Annotated in this window: 12 protein-coding genes and 1 pseudogene; 7 read left to right on the top strand and 6 right to left on the bottom strand. The window is 60.6% G+C overall.

Going from position 1 to position 16,373, the window contains the following annotated elements:
* Positions 1–180 precede the first annotated feature (180 nt).
* The 5 genes and pseudogenes from AB4O41_RS03800 to AB4O41_RS03780 form a co-directional block, all read right to left on the bottom strand.
* Positions 181–1,200, bottom strand: coding sequence for a branched-chain amino acid aminotransferase (locus tag AB4O41_RS03800; RefSeq protein ID WP_460146336.1), 1,020 nt, complete (start codon positions 1,198–1,200; stop codon positions 181–183).
* A gap of 319 nt (positions 1,201–1,519) precedes the next feature.
* Entirely contained in the window at positions 1,520–2,902 is a 1,383-nt protein-coding gene (lpdA, locus tag AB4O41_RS03795; protein WP_460146334.1) for a dihydrolipoyl dehydrogenase, read from the bottom strand.
* A gap of 18 nt (positions 2,903–2,920) precedes the next feature.
* Positions 2,921–4,189 carry a dihydrolipoamide acetyltransferase family protein gene (locus tag AB4O41_RS03790; protein WP_460146333.1) on the bottom strand — a complete coding sequence of 423 codons (1,269 nt, stop codon included), beginning with the start codon at positions 4,187–4,189 and terminating at the stop codon, positions 2,921–2,923.
* Complete coding sequence (locus tag AB4O41_RS03785; RefSeq protein ID WP_460146332.1) at positions 4,190–5,248, bottom strand: alpha-ketoacid dehydrogenase subunit beta; 1,059 nt, start codon at positions 5,246–5,248, stop codon at positions 4,190–4,192. It abuts the gene before it with no gap.
* A gap of 1 nt (position 5,249) precedes the next feature.
* Positions 5,250–6,484, bottom strand: a pseudogene (locus AB4O41_RS03780) (thiamine pyrophosphate-dependent enzyme).
* Between the two features lie 185 nt (positions 6,485–6,669).
* Here AB4O41_RS03780 and bkdR point away from each other — a divergent pair.
* Positions 6,670–7,158, top strand: coding sequence for a Bkd operon transcriptional regulator BkdR (gene bkdR, locus AB4O41_RS03775; RefSeq protein ID WP_017339472.1), 489 nt, complete (start codon positions 6,670–6,672; stop codon positions 7,156–7,158).
* A 121-nt stretch (positions 7,159–7,279) separates the two neighbouring features.
* Here the strand turns inward: bkdR and AB4O41_RS03770 are convergent, their stop codons facing one another.
* Entirely contained in the window at positions 7,280–8,143 is an 864-nt protein-coding gene (locus AB4O41_RS03770) for an MBL fold metallo-hydrolase (RefSeq protein WP_460146331.1), read from the bottom strand.
* A gap of 104 nt (positions 8,144–8,247) precedes the next feature.
* On the opposite strand from AB4O41_RS03770, the gene AB4O41_RS03765 reads away from it, so the two are divergent.
* The 6 genes from AB4O41_RS03765 (at position 8,248) to nahK (ending at position 16,333) form a co-directional block, all read left to right on the top strand.
* On the top strand, positions 8,248–8,583 hold the full coding sequence (locus AB4O41_RS03765; protein WP_032830345.1) for an ArsR/SmtB family transcription factor: 336 nt from the start codon (positions 8,248–8,250) through the stop codon (positions 8,581–8,583).
* A 124-nt stretch (positions 8,584–8,707) separates the two neighbouring features.
* Positions 8,708–9,952, top strand: coding sequence for an NAD(P)/FAD-dependent oxidoreductase (locus AB4O41_RS03760; RefSeq protein WP_460148267.1), 1,245 nt, complete (start codon positions 8,708–8,710; stop codon positions 9,950–9,952).
* 9 nt (positions 9,953–9,961) lie between these two features.
* The gene (locus AB4O41_RS03755; RefSeq protein ID WP_460146329.1) at positions 9,962–10,768 is read left to right on the top strand and encodes a sulfite exporter TauE/SafE family protein; all 807 of its coding nucleotides are present in this window, start codon (positions 9,962–9,964) and stop codon (positions 10,766–10,768) included.
* A 360-nt stretch (positions 10,769–11,128) separates the two neighbouring features.
* Positions 11,129–12,313: a porin gene (locus AB4O41_RS03750; RefSeq protein WP_460146328.1), complete on the top strand. Its 1,185-nt coding sequence runs from the start codon at positions 11,129–11,131 to the stop codon at positions 12,311–12,313.
* 293 nt (positions 12,314–12,606) lie between these two features.
* Entirely contained in the window at positions 12,607–13,770 is a 1,164-nt protein-coding gene (nosP, locus tag AB4O41_RS03745) for a nitric oxide-sensing protein NosP (protein ID WP_460146326.1), read from the top strand.
* Positions 13,700–16,333 carry a hybrid sensor histidine kinase/response regulator NahK/ErcS' gene (nahK, locus tag AB4O41_RS03740; protein WP_460146324.1) on the top strand — a complete coding sequence of 878 codons (2,634 nt, stop codon included), beginning with the start codon at positions 13,700–13,702 and terminating at the stop codon, positions 16,331–16,333. Before nosP ends, nahK begins: the two co-directional genes overlap by 71 nt.
* The last annotated feature ends 40 nt before the right edge of the window (positions 16,334–16,373 follow it).

Below are 16,373 nucleotides of genomic sequence, written 5' to 3'. Positions count from 1 at the left end.
CACCTGTTAATGGCTGTTGCACGTGGCGTTTTCCACGATACTCGGATGAAAAAAGCCCGGCCTTCAATATGAAGGCCGGGCTTTTGTGTTCAAACGGACAATCGCGAGCAGGCTCGCTCCCACAGGAACAGTGCAGAACCTGTGGGAGCGAGCCTGCTCGCGATGGCGGATTGCATCAAATCAAACCTTGACGATCCAGCCCGCTGGCGCTTCGACGTCGCCGGTCTGTACACCGGTCAGCTCTTTGTAGAGCTTCTGGGTTACCGGGCCGACTTCGGTTTCGCTGTGGAACACGTGCAGTTTGTCGTTGTAGCTGATACCGCCGATCGGGGTGATCACTGCAGCGGTACCGCAGGCACCGGCTTCCTTGAAATCGGACAGCTTGTCGATGAACACGTCACCTTCGACCACTTCCAGGCCCAAGCGGGTTTTGGCCAGTTCGATCAACGACAGACGAGTGATACCCGGCAACACCGAAGGGGAATTCGGGGTGACGAACTTGTTGTCGTGGGTGATCCCGAAGAAGTTGGCCGAGCCGACTTCTTCGATTTTGGTGTGGGTCAGCGGGTCCAGGTAGATGCAGTCGGCGAAGTGCGCCTTCTTGGCTTGGGAGCCCGGCATCAGGCTGGCGGCGTAGTTACCACCGACCTTGGCCGCGCCGGTGCCTTGTGGGGCGGCGCGGTCGTAGCTGGAGATCAGGAAGTTGTGCGGGGTCAGGCCGCCCTTGAAATAGGCGCCGACCGGGATGCAGAAGATCGAGAAGATGAACTCGGGCGCGGTACGCACGCCGATGTTGTCACCCACGCCGATCACGAACGGACGCAGGTACAGCGCGCCGCCGGTGCCGTAAGGCGGGATGAAACGCTCGTTGGCGCGTACCACGTCCTTGCAGGCTTCGATGAACTGTTCGGTGGACACCTGCGGCATCAGCAGACGACCGCAGCTGCGTTGCATGCGTGCGGCGTTCTGGTCCGGGCGGAACAGGTTGATCGAACCGTCCTTGCAGCGGTAGGCCTTCAGGCCTTCGAAGCACTGCTGGCCATAGTGAAGGGCAGTGGAGCCTTCGCTGATGTGCAGCACGTTGTCAGAGGTTAAGGTGCCTTTGTCCCACTCGCCATTACGCCAGTGCGACAGATAGCGCTTGTCTGTCTTGATGTAGTCAAAACCCAGCTTGTCCCAATTGATGCTTTCGTTACCCATGACACCCTCTATCACTTAACAACCGCCGAAACGGTTCAAGGCTTCTGACATTTTTCTGGATGGGGACAACAATACTTCATTCCGGGCCCATTTCGCAGCCCGGACTATCGGGTGATTGGCATATTTCTTAGCCTGCTCATGAAATACGCTGTCGATCCCGTATTATTCGAAACTTTGTGGCGAGGGAGCTTGCTCCCGTTCCAGTGCGCAGCACTGGTAAAACCGGACACTGCGGTGCATCAGGCAAATCGCGGTGGTACGGTTGGGGCCGCTTCGCAGCCCAGCGGGAGCAAGCTCCCTCGCCACAGTTGATCCGCGTTTACAAGTGCAAAGCGTGGCCCAACGCACGCAACGCCGCTTCCTGTACCGCTTCGCCCAGCGTCGGATGCGCGTGGATGGTGCCGGCTATGTCTTCCAGCCGAGCGCCCATTTCCAGGCTTTGACCGAACGCCGTCGACAACTCCGACACGCCCACACCCACCGCCTGCCAACCAACAATCACATGGTTGTCACGGCGGGCCACGACCCGCACGAAGCCGCTTTTCGACTCCAGCGTCATCGCCCGGCCATTGGCGGCGAACGGGAAGCTGGACACGATGCAGTCCAGCCCCGCAGCCTTGGCCTCGTCCGGGGTCTTGCCGACCACCACCAGTTCCGGGTCGGTGAAGCACACGGCGGCGATGGCGGTCGGGTTGAATTCGCGGTGTTTGCCGCTGATCAGTTCGGCGACCATCTCGCCCTGAGCCATGGCCCGGTGGGCGAGCATAGGTTCACCGCTCAAGTCGCCGATGGCGTAGACATTGCGCATGCTGGTCTGGCAACGGTTATCGATCTTGATCGCCGAACCGTTCATCTCCAGATTCAAGGCTTCAAGGTTCCAGCCTTGAGTGTTGGGTTTGCGACCGACGGCTACCAGTACCTGATCGGTTTCCAGGTTCAAGGTGTCGCCGTTCGGATCACGAACTTGTAGCGTATTACCTTGTGAATCAAAGCCTTCAACACTGTGCTTCAAGTAAAGCTTCACGTCGAGTTGCTTGAGCGCTTCGTACACCGGATGGGTCAGTTCGGCGTCGTAGGCCGGCAGGATGCGATCCTGGGCCTCGACCACACTGACCTCGGCGCCGAGTTTGCGATAGGCAATCCCCAGTTCCAGACCGATGTAACCGCCACCGACCACGACCAACCGTTTCGGCATGCTTTTCGGCACCAGCGCTTCGGTGGAGGAAATGATCGGCCCGCCAATCGGCAGCATCGGCAGGTTCACGCTTTTCGAACCGGTGGCCAGCACCAGGTGCTCGCACTGGATGCGCGTTTCGCCGACTTCGACGGTTTTGCCGTCAATCACTTTCGCCCAGCCTTGAATGACCTGGACCTTGTGCTTCTTCAGCAGCGCCGAGACGCCGGTGGTCAGGCGATCAACGATACCGTCCTTCCACTCGACGCTCTTGCCGATGTCCAGGGTCGGCGCCGAGACGCTGATGCCCAGCGCCGAGTATTGGCTGTGGTGTTGTGTCTGATGGAACTGTTCGGCGACGTGGATCAACGCCTTCGACGGAATGCAGCCGATGTTCAGGCAGGTGCCGCCCAACGATTCGCCTTCCACCAGAATGGTCGAAATGCCCAGTTGGCCGGCGCGGATCGCCGTCACATAGCCGCCAGGGCCGCCGCCGATGATCAGCAGCGTGGTGTTCAGAGTTTGCATTGCTTACTCCACAAAAGCCTATTCAACAAAAAGCATGGCGGGTTGTTCGAGCAGAGCGCGAATGGCCTGGATGAATTGCGCCGCGTCCATGCCGTCGACCACGCGGTGATCGAAGGAGCTGGAGAGGTTCATCATCTTGCGGATCACGATCTGGCCTTTGACGACCATCGGCCGTTCGACGATTTTGTTCACGCCGACGATCGCCACTTCCGGCAGGTTCAGCACCGGCGTGCTGACGATGCCGCCCAAGGCGCCGAGGCTGGTCAGGGTGATGGTCGAACCGGACAGCTCATCGCGGCTGGCCTTGCCAGTGCGCGCGGCGGTGGCCAAACGCGAGATTTCCGCAGCGCTGTCCCACAGGCTGCGGGTTTCGGCGTGACGCACCACCGGCACCATCAAACCGATGTCGGCTTGCGTAGCGACGCCCACATGCACCGCGCCGAGACGGGTGATGACCTGCGCTTCGTCGTCGTAACGGGCGTTGATCTGCGGGAAGTCTCGCAAGGCGACAACCAGCGCGCGGACCAGGAACGGCAGCAAGGTCAGCTTGCCGCGGGTCGCGCCGTGTTTTTCGTTCAGGTGTGCGCGCAGTTCTTCCACGGCAGTGACGTCGATTTCTTCGACGTAACTGAAGTGGGCAGCGCGCTGGGTGGCGTCCTGCATACGCTGGGCGATCTTGCGGCGCATGCCGATCACCGGGATTTGCTGTTCATCATTGCGCTGGGCGTAAGCGGCGGTGGCGGTCGATACATTCGACTGACCCTGAGCCAGATACGCTTCGAGGTCTTCATGCAGCACCCGACCGGCAGGGCCGCTGCCACGCACCAGACGCAATTGAATGCCGAGGTCCAGCGCATGCTTGCGCACGGCCGGGGAGGCCAGTGGGCGCTCATCGGCTTCACGGGCAACCATCGGCCCTTGGCACGCGGCGGCCGGGCGAGGCGCCGCAAGCGGTTTGCTTTCAACAACGGCTTCAACGTTAGGCGCTGTAACCGGTGCTTCTTTAACCGCTACTGGCTGAACCGACTCTTTAACGTTGCCCGCGCCTTCAACTTCAATACTGATCAGGACGCTGCCGACCGCCATGACTTCACCTGGCTGTCCGCCCAGCGCAAGCACCTTGCCATGCACCGGCGAAGGGATGTCGACCATCGCCTTGTCGGTCATCACATCGGCCAGCACCTGATCTTCGACGACCATGTCGCCGACCTTGACGTGCCACTGCGACAGTTCAACTTCTGCAATGCCTTCGCCAATGTCCGGCATTTTAATAACGTGCGTGCCCATTCAGACCTCCATGACCCGTTTCAAAGCCGCGCCCACACGGGACGGACCAGGGAAATACGCCCACTCTTGCGCGTGCGGGTAGGGAGTGTCCCAACCGGTGACGCGCTCGATTGGCGCTTCCAGGTGATGGAAGCAATGTTCCTGCACCAGCGACACCAGTTCGGCGCCGAACCCGCAGGTGCGGGTGGCTTCGTGAACCACTACGCAGCGCCCGGTTTTTTTCACCGACTTGACGATGGTGTCCAGATCCAGCGGCCACAGGCTGCGCAGGTCGATGACTTCGGCGTCGATACCGGTTTCTTCAGCCGCCACTTGCGACACATAAACCGTGGTGCCGTAGGTCAGGATGGTCACGTCCTTGCCCGGACGGACGATGGCGGCGACATCCAGTGGCACGGTGTAGTAACCGTCCGGCACTTGTGCGGCGGGGTGTTTCGACCACGGGGTTACGGGACGGTCGTGGTGGCCATCGAACGGGCCGTTGTACAGGCGTTTTGGCTCGAGAAAGATCACCGGGTCATCGTTTTCGATGGAGGCGATCAGCAGGCCTTTGGCGTCATATGGGTTGGATGGCATGACCGTGCGCAAACCGCAGACTTGGGTGAACATCGCCTCGATGCTCTGGCTGTGGGTCTGGCCACCGTAGATGCCGCCGCCGCATGGCATGCGCAGGGTCATCGGCGCGGTGAACTCGCCGGCCGAGCGATAGCGCAAGCGCGCCGCTTCGGAAATGATCTGGTCCGACGCCGGGTAAACATAATCGGCGAACTGGATCTCGGCCACCGGCCGCAAACCGTAAGCGCCCATGCCCACGGCGACGCCGACGATGCCGCTTTCGGAGATCGGTGCGTCGAAAACACGGGAGGTGCCGTACTTGTTCTGCAGGCCTTCGGTGCAACGGAACACGCCACCGAAGTAGCCCACGTCCTGGCCGAACACCACGACATTGTCGTCACGCTCAAGCATCACATCCATGGCCGAGCGCAGGGCCTGGATCATGGTCATGGTGGTCGTGGTCATGGCGGTTTCCAACTCGATTTTATTGTTGTGATCGTTCATGTCAGATCCCCAACTCTTGACGCTGGCGCTTCAAGTGCTCCGGCATCTCTTTGTAGACGTCTTCGAACATGGTCGCGGCGCTCGGAATCTGGCCGCCGGCGAGGGTGCCGTACTGCTCGGCTTCTTTCTGCGCGGCGATCACTTCGGCTTCCAGTTCGGCGCTGACCGCGACGTGTTCCTCTTCGGACCACTGACCGATTTTGATCAGGTGCTGTTTGAGGCGGGCAATCGGGTCGCCCAACGGGAAGTGGCTCCAGTCGTCGGCAGGACGGTATTTGGACGGATCATCAGACGTCGAGTGCGGGCCGGCGCGGTAGGTGACCCATTCGATCATGGTCGGGCCAAGGTTGCGGCGTGCGCGTTCGGCGGCCCAGGCGGAAGCGGCGTAGACCGCGACAAAATCGTTGCCATCGACCCGCAGGGAGGCGATGCCGCAACCGACGCCGCGTCCGGCAAAGGTAGTGGCTTCACCACCGGCAATCGCCTGGAACGTCGAGATCGCCCACTGGTTGTTGACCACGTTGAGGATCACCGGCGCACGGTAGACGTGGGCGAAGGTGAGGGCGGTGTGGAAGTCCGATTCAGCAGTGGCGCCGTCGCCGATCCAGGCCGAGGCGATTTTGGTGTCGCCCTTGATCGCCGAGGCCATGCCCCAGCCCACGCCCTGAACGAATTGAGTGGCGAGGTTGCCGGAAATGGTGAAGAAGCCGGCGTCCTTGACCGAGTACATGATCGGCAGCTGACGGCCTTTGAGCGGATCGCGCTCGTTGGACAACAGTTGGCAGATCAGGTCCACCAATGGCACTTCGCGGGCCATGAGGATGCTTTGCTGACGGTAGGTGGGGAAGCACATGTCGTCGATGTTCAAGGCCAGGGCCTGGGCGCTGCCGATGGCTTCTTCGCCAAGGCTTTGCATGTAGAACGACATTTTTTCTGACGCTGGGCGACCACCATGCGGTTGTCGAAAATCCGCGTCTTGAGCATGGCGCGCATGCCTTTACGCAGGATCTCGACTGGCACGCCTTCGGCCCATGGACCGAGGGCATTGCCCTGGTCGTCGAGCACGCGAATCAGGCCTTTGGCCAGATCAGCCGTGTCGGCCGGTTCAACGTCGATTGGGGGTTTGCGCACCAAGCCTGCGTCAGTCAGATGCAGGTAGGAGAAGTCGGTTTTGCAGCCCGGGCGGCCCGAAGGTTCGGGAACGTGCAGGCGCAGCGGTTCGTACGCTTGGTTCATGGCTTCTACGCTCGATCTTGTGAATTTCTTGTAGTGAGCTGGCAGTCTTTCTTCGGTAAAAGAAATCTTGTCCTACAACAATCATAGGCCGGGCCAAGAAGAATATTTCTCTCTGTTTCGTTGCGCTTGAGGTCATTTGAGGATAAAAAATCTGCATAAACATAAAAAACAGGTGGTTTTGTCTCATGCGCAAACTGGACCGTACCGATATCGGCATTCTCAACAGCCTTCAGGAGAACGCGCGCATCACCAACGCCGACCTCGCTCGCTCGGTGAACCTGTCGCCGACGCCGTGCTTCAACCGGGTCAAGGCGATGGAAGAATTAGGGCTGATTCGTGAGCAAGTGACCCTGCTGGATGCCGACCTGCTGGGGCTGCATGTGAATGTGTTCATTCACGTCAGCCTGGAGAAACAGGTGGAGGAGGCGTTGCAGCATTTCGAAGAGGCGATCTCGGATCGCCCGGAAGTGATGGAGTGTTATTTGATGGCCGGCGACCCGGACTACCTGATCCGCGTGCTGGTGCCGACCATTCAGTCGCTGGAACGCTTCATGATGGACTTTTTGACCAAGGTGCCGGGGGTGGCGAACATCCGTTCGAGCTTTGCGCTCAAGCAGGTTAGGTATAAGACGGCGCTGCCGTTGCCGGCGAATGGGTTGACCCTGGCTAATTGATCGTTCCCACGCGCAGCAAAGGAATTCATACCGTGACGCTCTGCGTCACATCCGGAAGCGGAACGCGGGCGTCCCTGGCGGCATTCCCACGCGGAGCATGGGAACGATCGAATGGCGTGGGTCAGAGTTGATTCAGCGGGATCTTCAGGTACGTCACACCGTTGTCTTCCGCCGGCGGCAAATTCCCCGCCCGCACATTCACTTGAATCGCTGGCAGCAACAACGTCGGCATGCACAACCCGGCGTCGCGCTGGGTGCGCATGGTGACGAAGGCAGCCTCATCAATGCCATCGTGAATGTGGATGTTGCTTTTGCGCTGCTCGCCAACCGTGCTCTGGCATTGCGGGGCGCGGCCCGTGGGCGGGTAATCGTGGCAGACGTAAAGCCGCACGCTGGCGGGGAAGGCCAACAGTTTGTGGATCGAGGCAAACATCTGGTTGGCGTTGCCGCCGGGGAAGTCGCAGCGCGCGGTGCCAACGTCCGGCATGAACAACGTATCGCCCACCAGAATCACATCGCCGTCGATCAAATAAGCCATGTCCGCCGGGGTATGTCCGGGCACATGCAGGGCCGTGGCCTTGAGGTTGCCAATGCGGAATGACTCGTCTGGCGCAAACAGGTGATCGAACTGTGAACCATCGACGCTAAATCCCGGTTCGAGATTGAACAGTGCCTTGAACACGTCCTGAACCTTGCTGATCGATTCACCAATCGCAATCTTGCCCCCCAGTTCCCGACGCAGATAAGGCGCGGCCGACAGGTGATCGGCATGGGCGTGGGTTTCCAACAGCCATTGCACCTGTAACTGATGTTCGCGCACGAAGGCGATGATTTTGTCGGCCTGGACGGTCGCGGTGCGTCCGGCGGCGGGGTCGTAATCCAGCACCGGGTCGACAATCGCGCACTGTCCGCCATCGTGTTCGTAGATCACGTAGCTGTAAGTCGACGAGGCGGGGTCAAGAAAGGCTTCAATCAACGCAGACATGGGTACGAACCTGTGGAAAGGGGCGGGAGGACAATAACCGGTTGCAACACTTTATGTTTAAACATAATGTCCGCAGCTTAAGTGACGTCGAAGGCATCCTGCAAATGCAATCCAGTCTGACCGAATGTGAAGTCGCCCAACTCCGGGCCTCGGCCTCCAAGGCTTGCGCGCTGCTCAAGGCCTTGGCCAACGAGGACCGCTTGCTGATTCTCTGCCAATTGACCCAGGGCGAGCGCAACGTCGGCGAACTGGAAAAAATGACCGGCGTGCGCCAACCCACACTGTCCCAACAGCTGGGCATCCTGCGCGACGAAGGATTGGTAGTCACCCGTCGTGAAGGCAAGTACATATTCTATGGTTTAGCCAGTCACGAAGTGATTCAGGTGATGAAGACACTGTCCGGCCTGTACTGCGGAGCGGTGCTGAAAAGCTGGGGCTGAGCCTGATGCCGGTCAGTTAAGCGAACCGCTTTTGTAGGAGCCAGGCTTGCCGCACCGCTGGCTCCTACAGGTCCGGCATTAGAGCTGCACCCAGCGCCATGCGTGCAATAACAAGGAATGAATGATGAACGATCAACACTGGGGCCCATCCATCAGTGCCGACATCGTGGTAATAGGCGGCGGGACCGCCGGCATTGGCCTGGTTGCCAGCCTGCTGAAACGCGATCCGGGTTTAAACATCACCGTCATCGAACCCGACAGCCAGCATTACTACCAACCGGCGTGGACGCTGGTGGGCGGTGGTGCTTACGCGGTAAAAAACACCGTGCGCCCGATGTCTTCGGTGATGCCGCGTCAGGCCACCTGGGTGCAGGCGTCCGTGACTGACATCGCCCCCGACAGCAAACAGCTGACCCTTGACGATGGCCGCATCGTCAGTTACCAGAACCTCGTCGTCTGCCCCGGCCTGCGCCTGGCCTGGGAGAAAATCGAAGGCTTGCAGGACACCCTCGGGCAGAACGGCGTGACCTCCAATTACAGCTATCGGCACGCGGCCTACACCTGGAAACTGGTCCAGGGATTGCGCGGCGGCAAAGCGATCTTCACCCAGCCAGCGATGCCGATCAAATGCGCCGGTGCGCCGCAGAAGGCCTTGTACTTGTCCTGCGATCACTGGCGTAAAACCGGTGTTCTGAACAAATTCGACGTCGAGTTCAATCTGGCCGGCGCTGCGTTGTTCGGCGTGGCGACATTCGTGCCGCCGCTCATGAAATACATCGAAAAGTACAACGCCCGGTTGGCCTTCAACTCCAATCTGGTCAAGGTTGACGGGGCGTCGAAAACCGCGTGGTTTGAGGTCAAGGACGCTGCGGGTGTCGTGACCGTAGAAGAAAAAACCTTCGACCTGTTGCACGTCGTGCCGCCTCAGGTCTCGCCGGATTTCATCCGCCAAAGCCCGTTGGCCGACGCTGCTGGCTGGTGCGAAGTGAACCCGCACAGCCTGCAACACGCACGCTATACAGACGTCTTTGCCTTGGGCGATGTCTGTTCCACCAGCAATGCGAAAACTGCCGCCGCTGTGCGCAAACAGATCGTGGTGGTGGCGCAAAACCTGCTGGCCCTGCGCAAGCAACAGCCGTTGCCACTCAAGTACGACGGCTACGGTTCCTGCCCGCTGACGGTGGAGAAGGGCAAGGTGATCCTCGCCGAGTTCGGTTACGCCGGTAAGTTGCTGCCGACCTTTCCCCTCGACCCGAGCGTGCCGCGTCGTTCGGCCTGGTTTCTCAAGGCGACCCTGCTGCCGTGGTTCTACTGGAATGGCCTGCTCAAGGGCCGTGAATGGCTGACCCATCTGTCCAAGGTTGACTGAGAGAACCCTATGTTGCTGGCCAGTTTTTTCGGTGTGGTCATGGGTCTGGTGCTGGGTTTGACCGGTGCTGGTGGCGGTATTCTTGCGGTGCCGGCCTTGGTGCTGGGGTTGGGTTTGACCATGACCCAAGCGGCGCCCGTTGCCTTGTTTGCGGTGGGCAGTGCGGCGGCGATCGGTGCGATTGACGGTCTGCGCCATGGCCTGGTGCGCTATCGGGCGGCGTTGTTGATTGCGCTGCTGGGCGCGGTGTTTTCGCCGGTGGGCATCTACTTCGCCCATCAGTTGCCGGAAAAGATCCTGATGGTCCTGTTCAGTCTGCTGATGGTCATGGTGGCCTGGCGGATGTTGCGCCGGGAAAAGCCCGACGATGGCCCCAGCGATCACGGGCATGCCAACTGGGGCCAGAAGAACTGCATGCTCGATCAGCAGACCGGGCGCTTTTCCTGGACCGCCAAATGCACCGCCACCCTGGCGGCGCTCGGCGCGGTGACCGGCGTGGTCTCGGGGCTGCTCGGGGTGGGTGGCGGCTTTCTGATTGTGCCGGCGTTCAAGCAACTGACCGATGTGCAGATGCGCGGCATCGTTGCCACGTCGCTGATGGTGATCAGCCTGATCTCGGTGATTGGGGTGATCGGCGCGTTTCATGCCGGGGTGCGGATCGATGGTTTGGGCGGGTCGTTCATTGTCGCCAGCATCGTCGGGATGATCCTCGGTCGAAAACTCTGCGCACGGGTGCCGGCCCGAGGGCTGCAGATCGGCTTCGCCAGCGTCTGCGTGGTGATCGCCGTTTACATGCTGTTCAGAGCGGCCTTCTAACCGCTGGCTCCTACCCAAAGCGGCCCCGAGCAACGCCAGCAGTTAAGCGCAATCCATGTGGGAGCGGGCTTGCTCGCGAAAGCGGTGTGTCAGTCGACAGAGATGTTGGATGTATCGGCCTCTTCGCGAGCAAGCCCGCTCCCACAGGTTCCGTCTTAACCGACTGGCATTGGCCTCTCGGGTCTACAGGCCTACTCCCTAAGTTCCGGGCCCTGCCGATGAGCGGTCTTACGCCGTAATTGTCGCGTATTGCCGGCCATTCCAAAGCACTTCAAAACCGCCCCGAAGGCAGCGTATGACGCCGCCGGTCTACTTTCGATAATCGCCTCCGACATCAAGTCCCCCGTTGCGGAGCGCGTCATGCACAACAATAAGAACTTCAAGCATCGTTTCTTGCCGGCCTTCATCGCCAGCCTGTCGTCTCTTGGCCTGAGCTCGATGGCCGAGGCCGAGATCATGCTGTACGACAAGGACCAGACCACGTTCTCCACGGATGGCTACATCAACGCCTTCTACGTGAACAGCGACGTGGACCGGGCCGGCGAGCAGTACGACCGGCGCCAGGCGCGGGTGAAGATGGGGTTTTTGCCCAACTACCTGGGCTTCAACATGGGCAAGCAGGTTGATGACCTCAAGCTCGGCGCCCGCGCCTCGTTCTGGGTGACCATCAACGACAGCGAAACCAACGGCACCGACACCGCCATCGACGTGCGGCAGTTCTACGGCACGGTGGCCAATCCAGAGTGGGGCGAGGTGCTGATCGGCAAGGATTTCGGCCTGTTTGCCCGCTCCAACATCCTGCTCGACGAACTGCTCTCCGGTTATGGTCAGGTCAGCGATACGTTGGGCCTGGTGGACGGCGGCGGGGTGTCGTTCGGCAACATCGGCAGCGGTTATCCGTACCCGTTCCCGACGTCGCAGATTACCTATCGCACCCCGGTGATGGACGGTTTGCGGGTGGCGGTCGGGATCATGGACCCGGTCGACACCAACGACAGCAGCGCGACGGGCAAGGCGTATCAGGAGAACCCGCGCACCGAGAGCGAGATCACCTATCAGTTCGACGTCGGCGGGGCGAAGATTTACAGCTGGCTCAACGGCAGCTACCAGACTTCGGACAACACTGACTCCAGCGTCGAGTCCGTCACCTCCAAAGGCGTCGGTTACGGCGTGCAGGCGAAGATGGGCGGGGTGTCGCTGACTGGCTCCGGCTTCCAGGCCAAGGGCATCAACCCGTTCTTCACCAACAACGCCGGCGAACCGACCCTGCGCAATGTCGACAGCGACGGTTACCTGTTGCAGGGCTCCTACAAACTGGGCAAGAACCGCCTGGCCCTGTCTTACGGCAAGACCGAGGACGACGGCAACGGCGTGGTCGGCAGCGGCGCCGATTACGAGACCCGCGGCATTGCGCTGTTCCATGACGTCAACGACAACCTGAAGTTGGTGGCCGAGTACAACCAGTTCGAAATCAATGGCCACGACACCAGCGACCAAAATGAAGACACCGATACGTTTGCGGTGGGGGCGGTGTTGACCTGGTAACTGGCTGGCTAACTACTACTTGTGGCGAGGGAGCTTCCTGTGGCGAGGGAGCTTGCTCCCGCTGGGTCGCGAAGCGGCCCCCGATTTCTAGTCGCGCATCGGCCAGAATCAGGGGGACTGCTTCGCAGTCCAGCGGGAGCAAGCTCCCTCGCCACAAGAGCGCCAGCCGCGCAATCGTGCAAATCCCCCTCTCATCCCATCGAACCACCCACCCACTACCCAAGTAGCATTCGCCGCCGCCCGCAGGCTTCGTACACTCGTGCCTCATACAGGCGCACCGGCGAGGGGCGAGGATGCAGCAGGTTCAGAACGACGGTGTGGTCAGTGCCATGTCCCAGGCCACCGATGCCCAGCAAGCGGCCCAGGATCTGGCGCGACAACTCTTGCACCCCCACTTGGGTTTCGTGCTGTTCTTCTGCTCCGCCGAGTACGACTTGCAGGCGCTGGGGCAGGCGTTGCAACAGAGCTTCGGCGGCATTCGCCTGGTGGGCTGCACCAGCGCCGGGGAAATCACCCCCCAAGGCTATGGCCGCAGCTGCGTGACGGCGGTGGGCTTCGATCATCGGCACTTTTCCATCTCCACCGAACTGATCGACGAGATGGAACATTTCAGCCTGATCGACGCCCAGCAAATGGTCGAGCGACTGGTCAGTGGCTGTCGCAGTAATACCTTGGCGCCGATCAAGGGCAACAGCTTTGCCCTGACCCTGCTCGATGGCCTGTCCAGCCGTGAAGAAATGGTTCTGGCGGCCTTGAGCGCGGCGTTGGGTGACATTCCGCATTTCGGCGGTTCGGCCGGCGACGACAACTACCTGACCCACACCCACGTGTATTTCGGCGGCGAGTTCCACAGCGGCGCGGCGGTGGTGGTGCTGGTCAATACCTGGCTGGACTTCGAAGTCTTCACCACCCATCACATCCTGCCCAGGGCCGAGAAACTGGTGGTCACCGCAGCCGACAGCGCCTCACGCCGGGTGTTTGAACTCAATGCCGAACCGGCCGCCGAAGAGTACGCCCGGCACATCGGTGTGGCGGTGGCCGATCTCGATTATCGGATCTTTGCCGCACACCCGTTGGCGGTGCGAATCAACGATCAGTATTACGTGCGGGCGATCCAGCAGGTTCATCCGGACCTGAGCCTGAGTTTCTACTGTGCGGTGGAAAACGGCATCGTCCTCACCGTCATGACCCCCGGCCCCATGCTGCCGAATCTGCAAAACCTGTTCGACGGTTTGCAGGAGCGTCTCGGGGAACTGTTGCTGACCATCGGCTGCGACTGTTTTCTCAGGCGTCTGGAGCTGGAAGACGGCGGCAATCTCGAGCAGATCGGCGCGTTTCTGCGGGACCAGCGGGTGATGGGTTTCAACACCTACGGAGAACAGTTCAATGGCATGCACATCAACCAGACCTTCACCGGGGTTGCCATTGCCCGAGGCCGCTCCCCTGGACAGCGCTGACCTTCAGGCGCAGATCGCCAGCCTGCGCCACGAAAACCACAAACTGCAGCGCATCAATGGCGCGCTGATCGAGCGCATCGAATCCGGCATCACCCGGGGCAACGACCCGTATGCGGCGTTCCAGCATTCGGTGGTGCTGGCCGAGCAGGTGCGTGAACGTACCGATGCCCTGAACCAGGCCATGGCCGAACTCAAGGCCGGCAATCATTTGCTCAGCGAAGCGCGGCTGCGAGCCGAAACCGCCCATCAACACTTGATCGACGCCATCGAAAGTATTTCCGACGCCTTTGTGTTGTTCGACGCCGAACAGCGGATCGTGCTGTTCAACAGCCGCTTCAAGGCGTTTTGGGGCAACAGTCGTGTGCGGATCACCGCCGGCATGCGCCTGCGCGAGGTCAAACGGTTGATGACCGCGACCGGACTGTTCAGCGAAGAACCTCGCGGGCATGCCGACGAAAACCTGCTCTATCGCCTGCACAACGGGCGCTGGCTGCAAGTCAGCGAACGGCCGACCCAGGAAGGCGGGCGGGTGATCCTGTTCACCGACATTACCGACGTCAAACTCAGCGAAACCCTGCGCCGCGAGCAGGCCGTGGCGCAGAAGTCGCACTTGTTGCAACGGGCGGTCGACAACCTGTCTCAAGGCGTGGCGATGGTCAATGCCGAGGGCATTCTGGAACTGTGGAACCGGCGCTTCCTGGAACTCAGCGGCCTGGCCCCGGTGGCGGCCCATCGGCCGTTTGCCGAAGTGATCGCCGACAGCGAACTGAACCTGCTGACCCCAGCCAGTCGCGACCCGAACGGACGGCACGTGCAGGAATGCGAGCAGCGCCTCTACGATGGCCGGGTGCTGGAAATCCGCACCCATCCGTTGCCCACCGGCGGCTTCGTCAACACCTTCACCGACATCACCGAACGCTACCAGCACGCCGAAGCGCTCAGCGAAAGCGAGCGCTGGATTCGCCTGATCACGGACCATGTGCCGGCGCTGATCGCCTACCTGAATGCCGATCTGGTCTATGAATTCACTAACAAAGTCTACGAAGAATGGTACTGCTGGCCCCGGGGGGTGATGCTCGGGCAGAGCCTGCGCGAAGTTCACAGCGAACAGCATTATCAGCGCCTGGAAGCCTACGTGGCCCGGGCCTTGGCCGGCGAGAGCGTGACGTTCGAGTTTGCCGAAACTAATATCAATAATCAGGAACGCTACATGCTGCGTTCCTACGTGCCCAATCGCCTGGCCACCGGGGAAGTGGTGGGGATTTTCGTGTTGATCCGCGACATCACCGAGCGCCGCCGTACTGCCGAAGCGCTGCATCAGGCCTATCAGAACCTTGAATTGCGGGTGCGCGAACGCACCACCGAACTGACCACCCTCAATGACCAATTGCTGCGCGAAATTGACGAGCGCCGCCGCGTGGAGTCTCGTTTGCGCGAGGCCAAGCTCGAGGCCGAGCAGGCCAACCTGTCGAAGACCAAATTTCTTGCGGCGGTCAGTCACGACCTGCTGCAACCGCTGAATGCCGCGCGGCTGTTTACCAGTGCCTTGCTGGAACGCCGGGAGCCGGTGGCCAACGAGATTCTGGTGCGCAACGTCAGCAATTCCCTGGAAGACGTGGAGAATCTGCTGGGCACTTTGGTGGACATTTCCAAACTCGATGCCGGGGTGATCAAGGCCGACATTGCGCCGTTCGCCCTGAGCGAATTGCTGGAAAATCTTGCCGCCGAATACACCCAGGTGGCCCGCAGCGAAGGCCTTGAACTGCATTTCATCCCGTGTTCGGCGCTGGTGCGCAGTGACATTCAGTTGCTCGCGCGGATCCTGCGTAATCTGCTGAGCAATGCCATTCGCTACACCTACAGAGGGCGCGTGGTGCTCGGCTGCCGGCGTCATCATCAGCGGCTGACCATCGAAGTCTGGGACAGCGGCATGGGCATTGCTGAAAACCGTCTTGAGGAGATTTTTCAGGAGTTCAAACGCGGTGACGTGCAGCGCCCGGATCAGGATCGCGGTTTGGGGCTGGGCCTGGCGATCGTCGAGAAAATCGCCCGTATTCTCGGCCATCGGATTCACGTGCGTTCATGGCCGGGCAAGGGTTCGATGTTTTCCGTCGAAGTGCCGTTGAGTGCCACGGCGCCGAAGGCGTTGCCAAGCCTTTTGATGAGCGAACCGATGCTTGAGCGCCTGCGCGGTGCACGGGTGTGGGTGCTGGACAACGACGCAGCTATTTGTGCCGGGATGCGCACCTTGCTTGAAGGTTGGGGCTGCCGGGTGATCACGGCGCTGTCGGAAGAGGACCTGGCGCGGCAAGTGGATAATTATCACGACGAAGCCGACTTGCTGATTGCCGACTATCACCTGGATGACGAGAAGAATGGTGTCGACGCCGTGGCCCGCATCAACGCCCGTCGCGCTTCAGCGATCCCGGCGATGATGATCACCGCCAACTACAGCAACGAACTCAAACAGCAAATCCGCGAACTGGGCCATACCCTGATGCACAAACCGGTGCGGCCGATGAAACTCAAGACGGCGATGAGTCATTTGCTTGGTCGGCTTTGAGATGATCGTTCCCACGCGCAGCAAAGGAATGCAGCCCGGG

The organism is Pseudomonas sp. S2_A02 (assembly GCF_054668495.1).
This window is presented reverse-complemented; position numbering and strand designations above follow the sequence as displayed.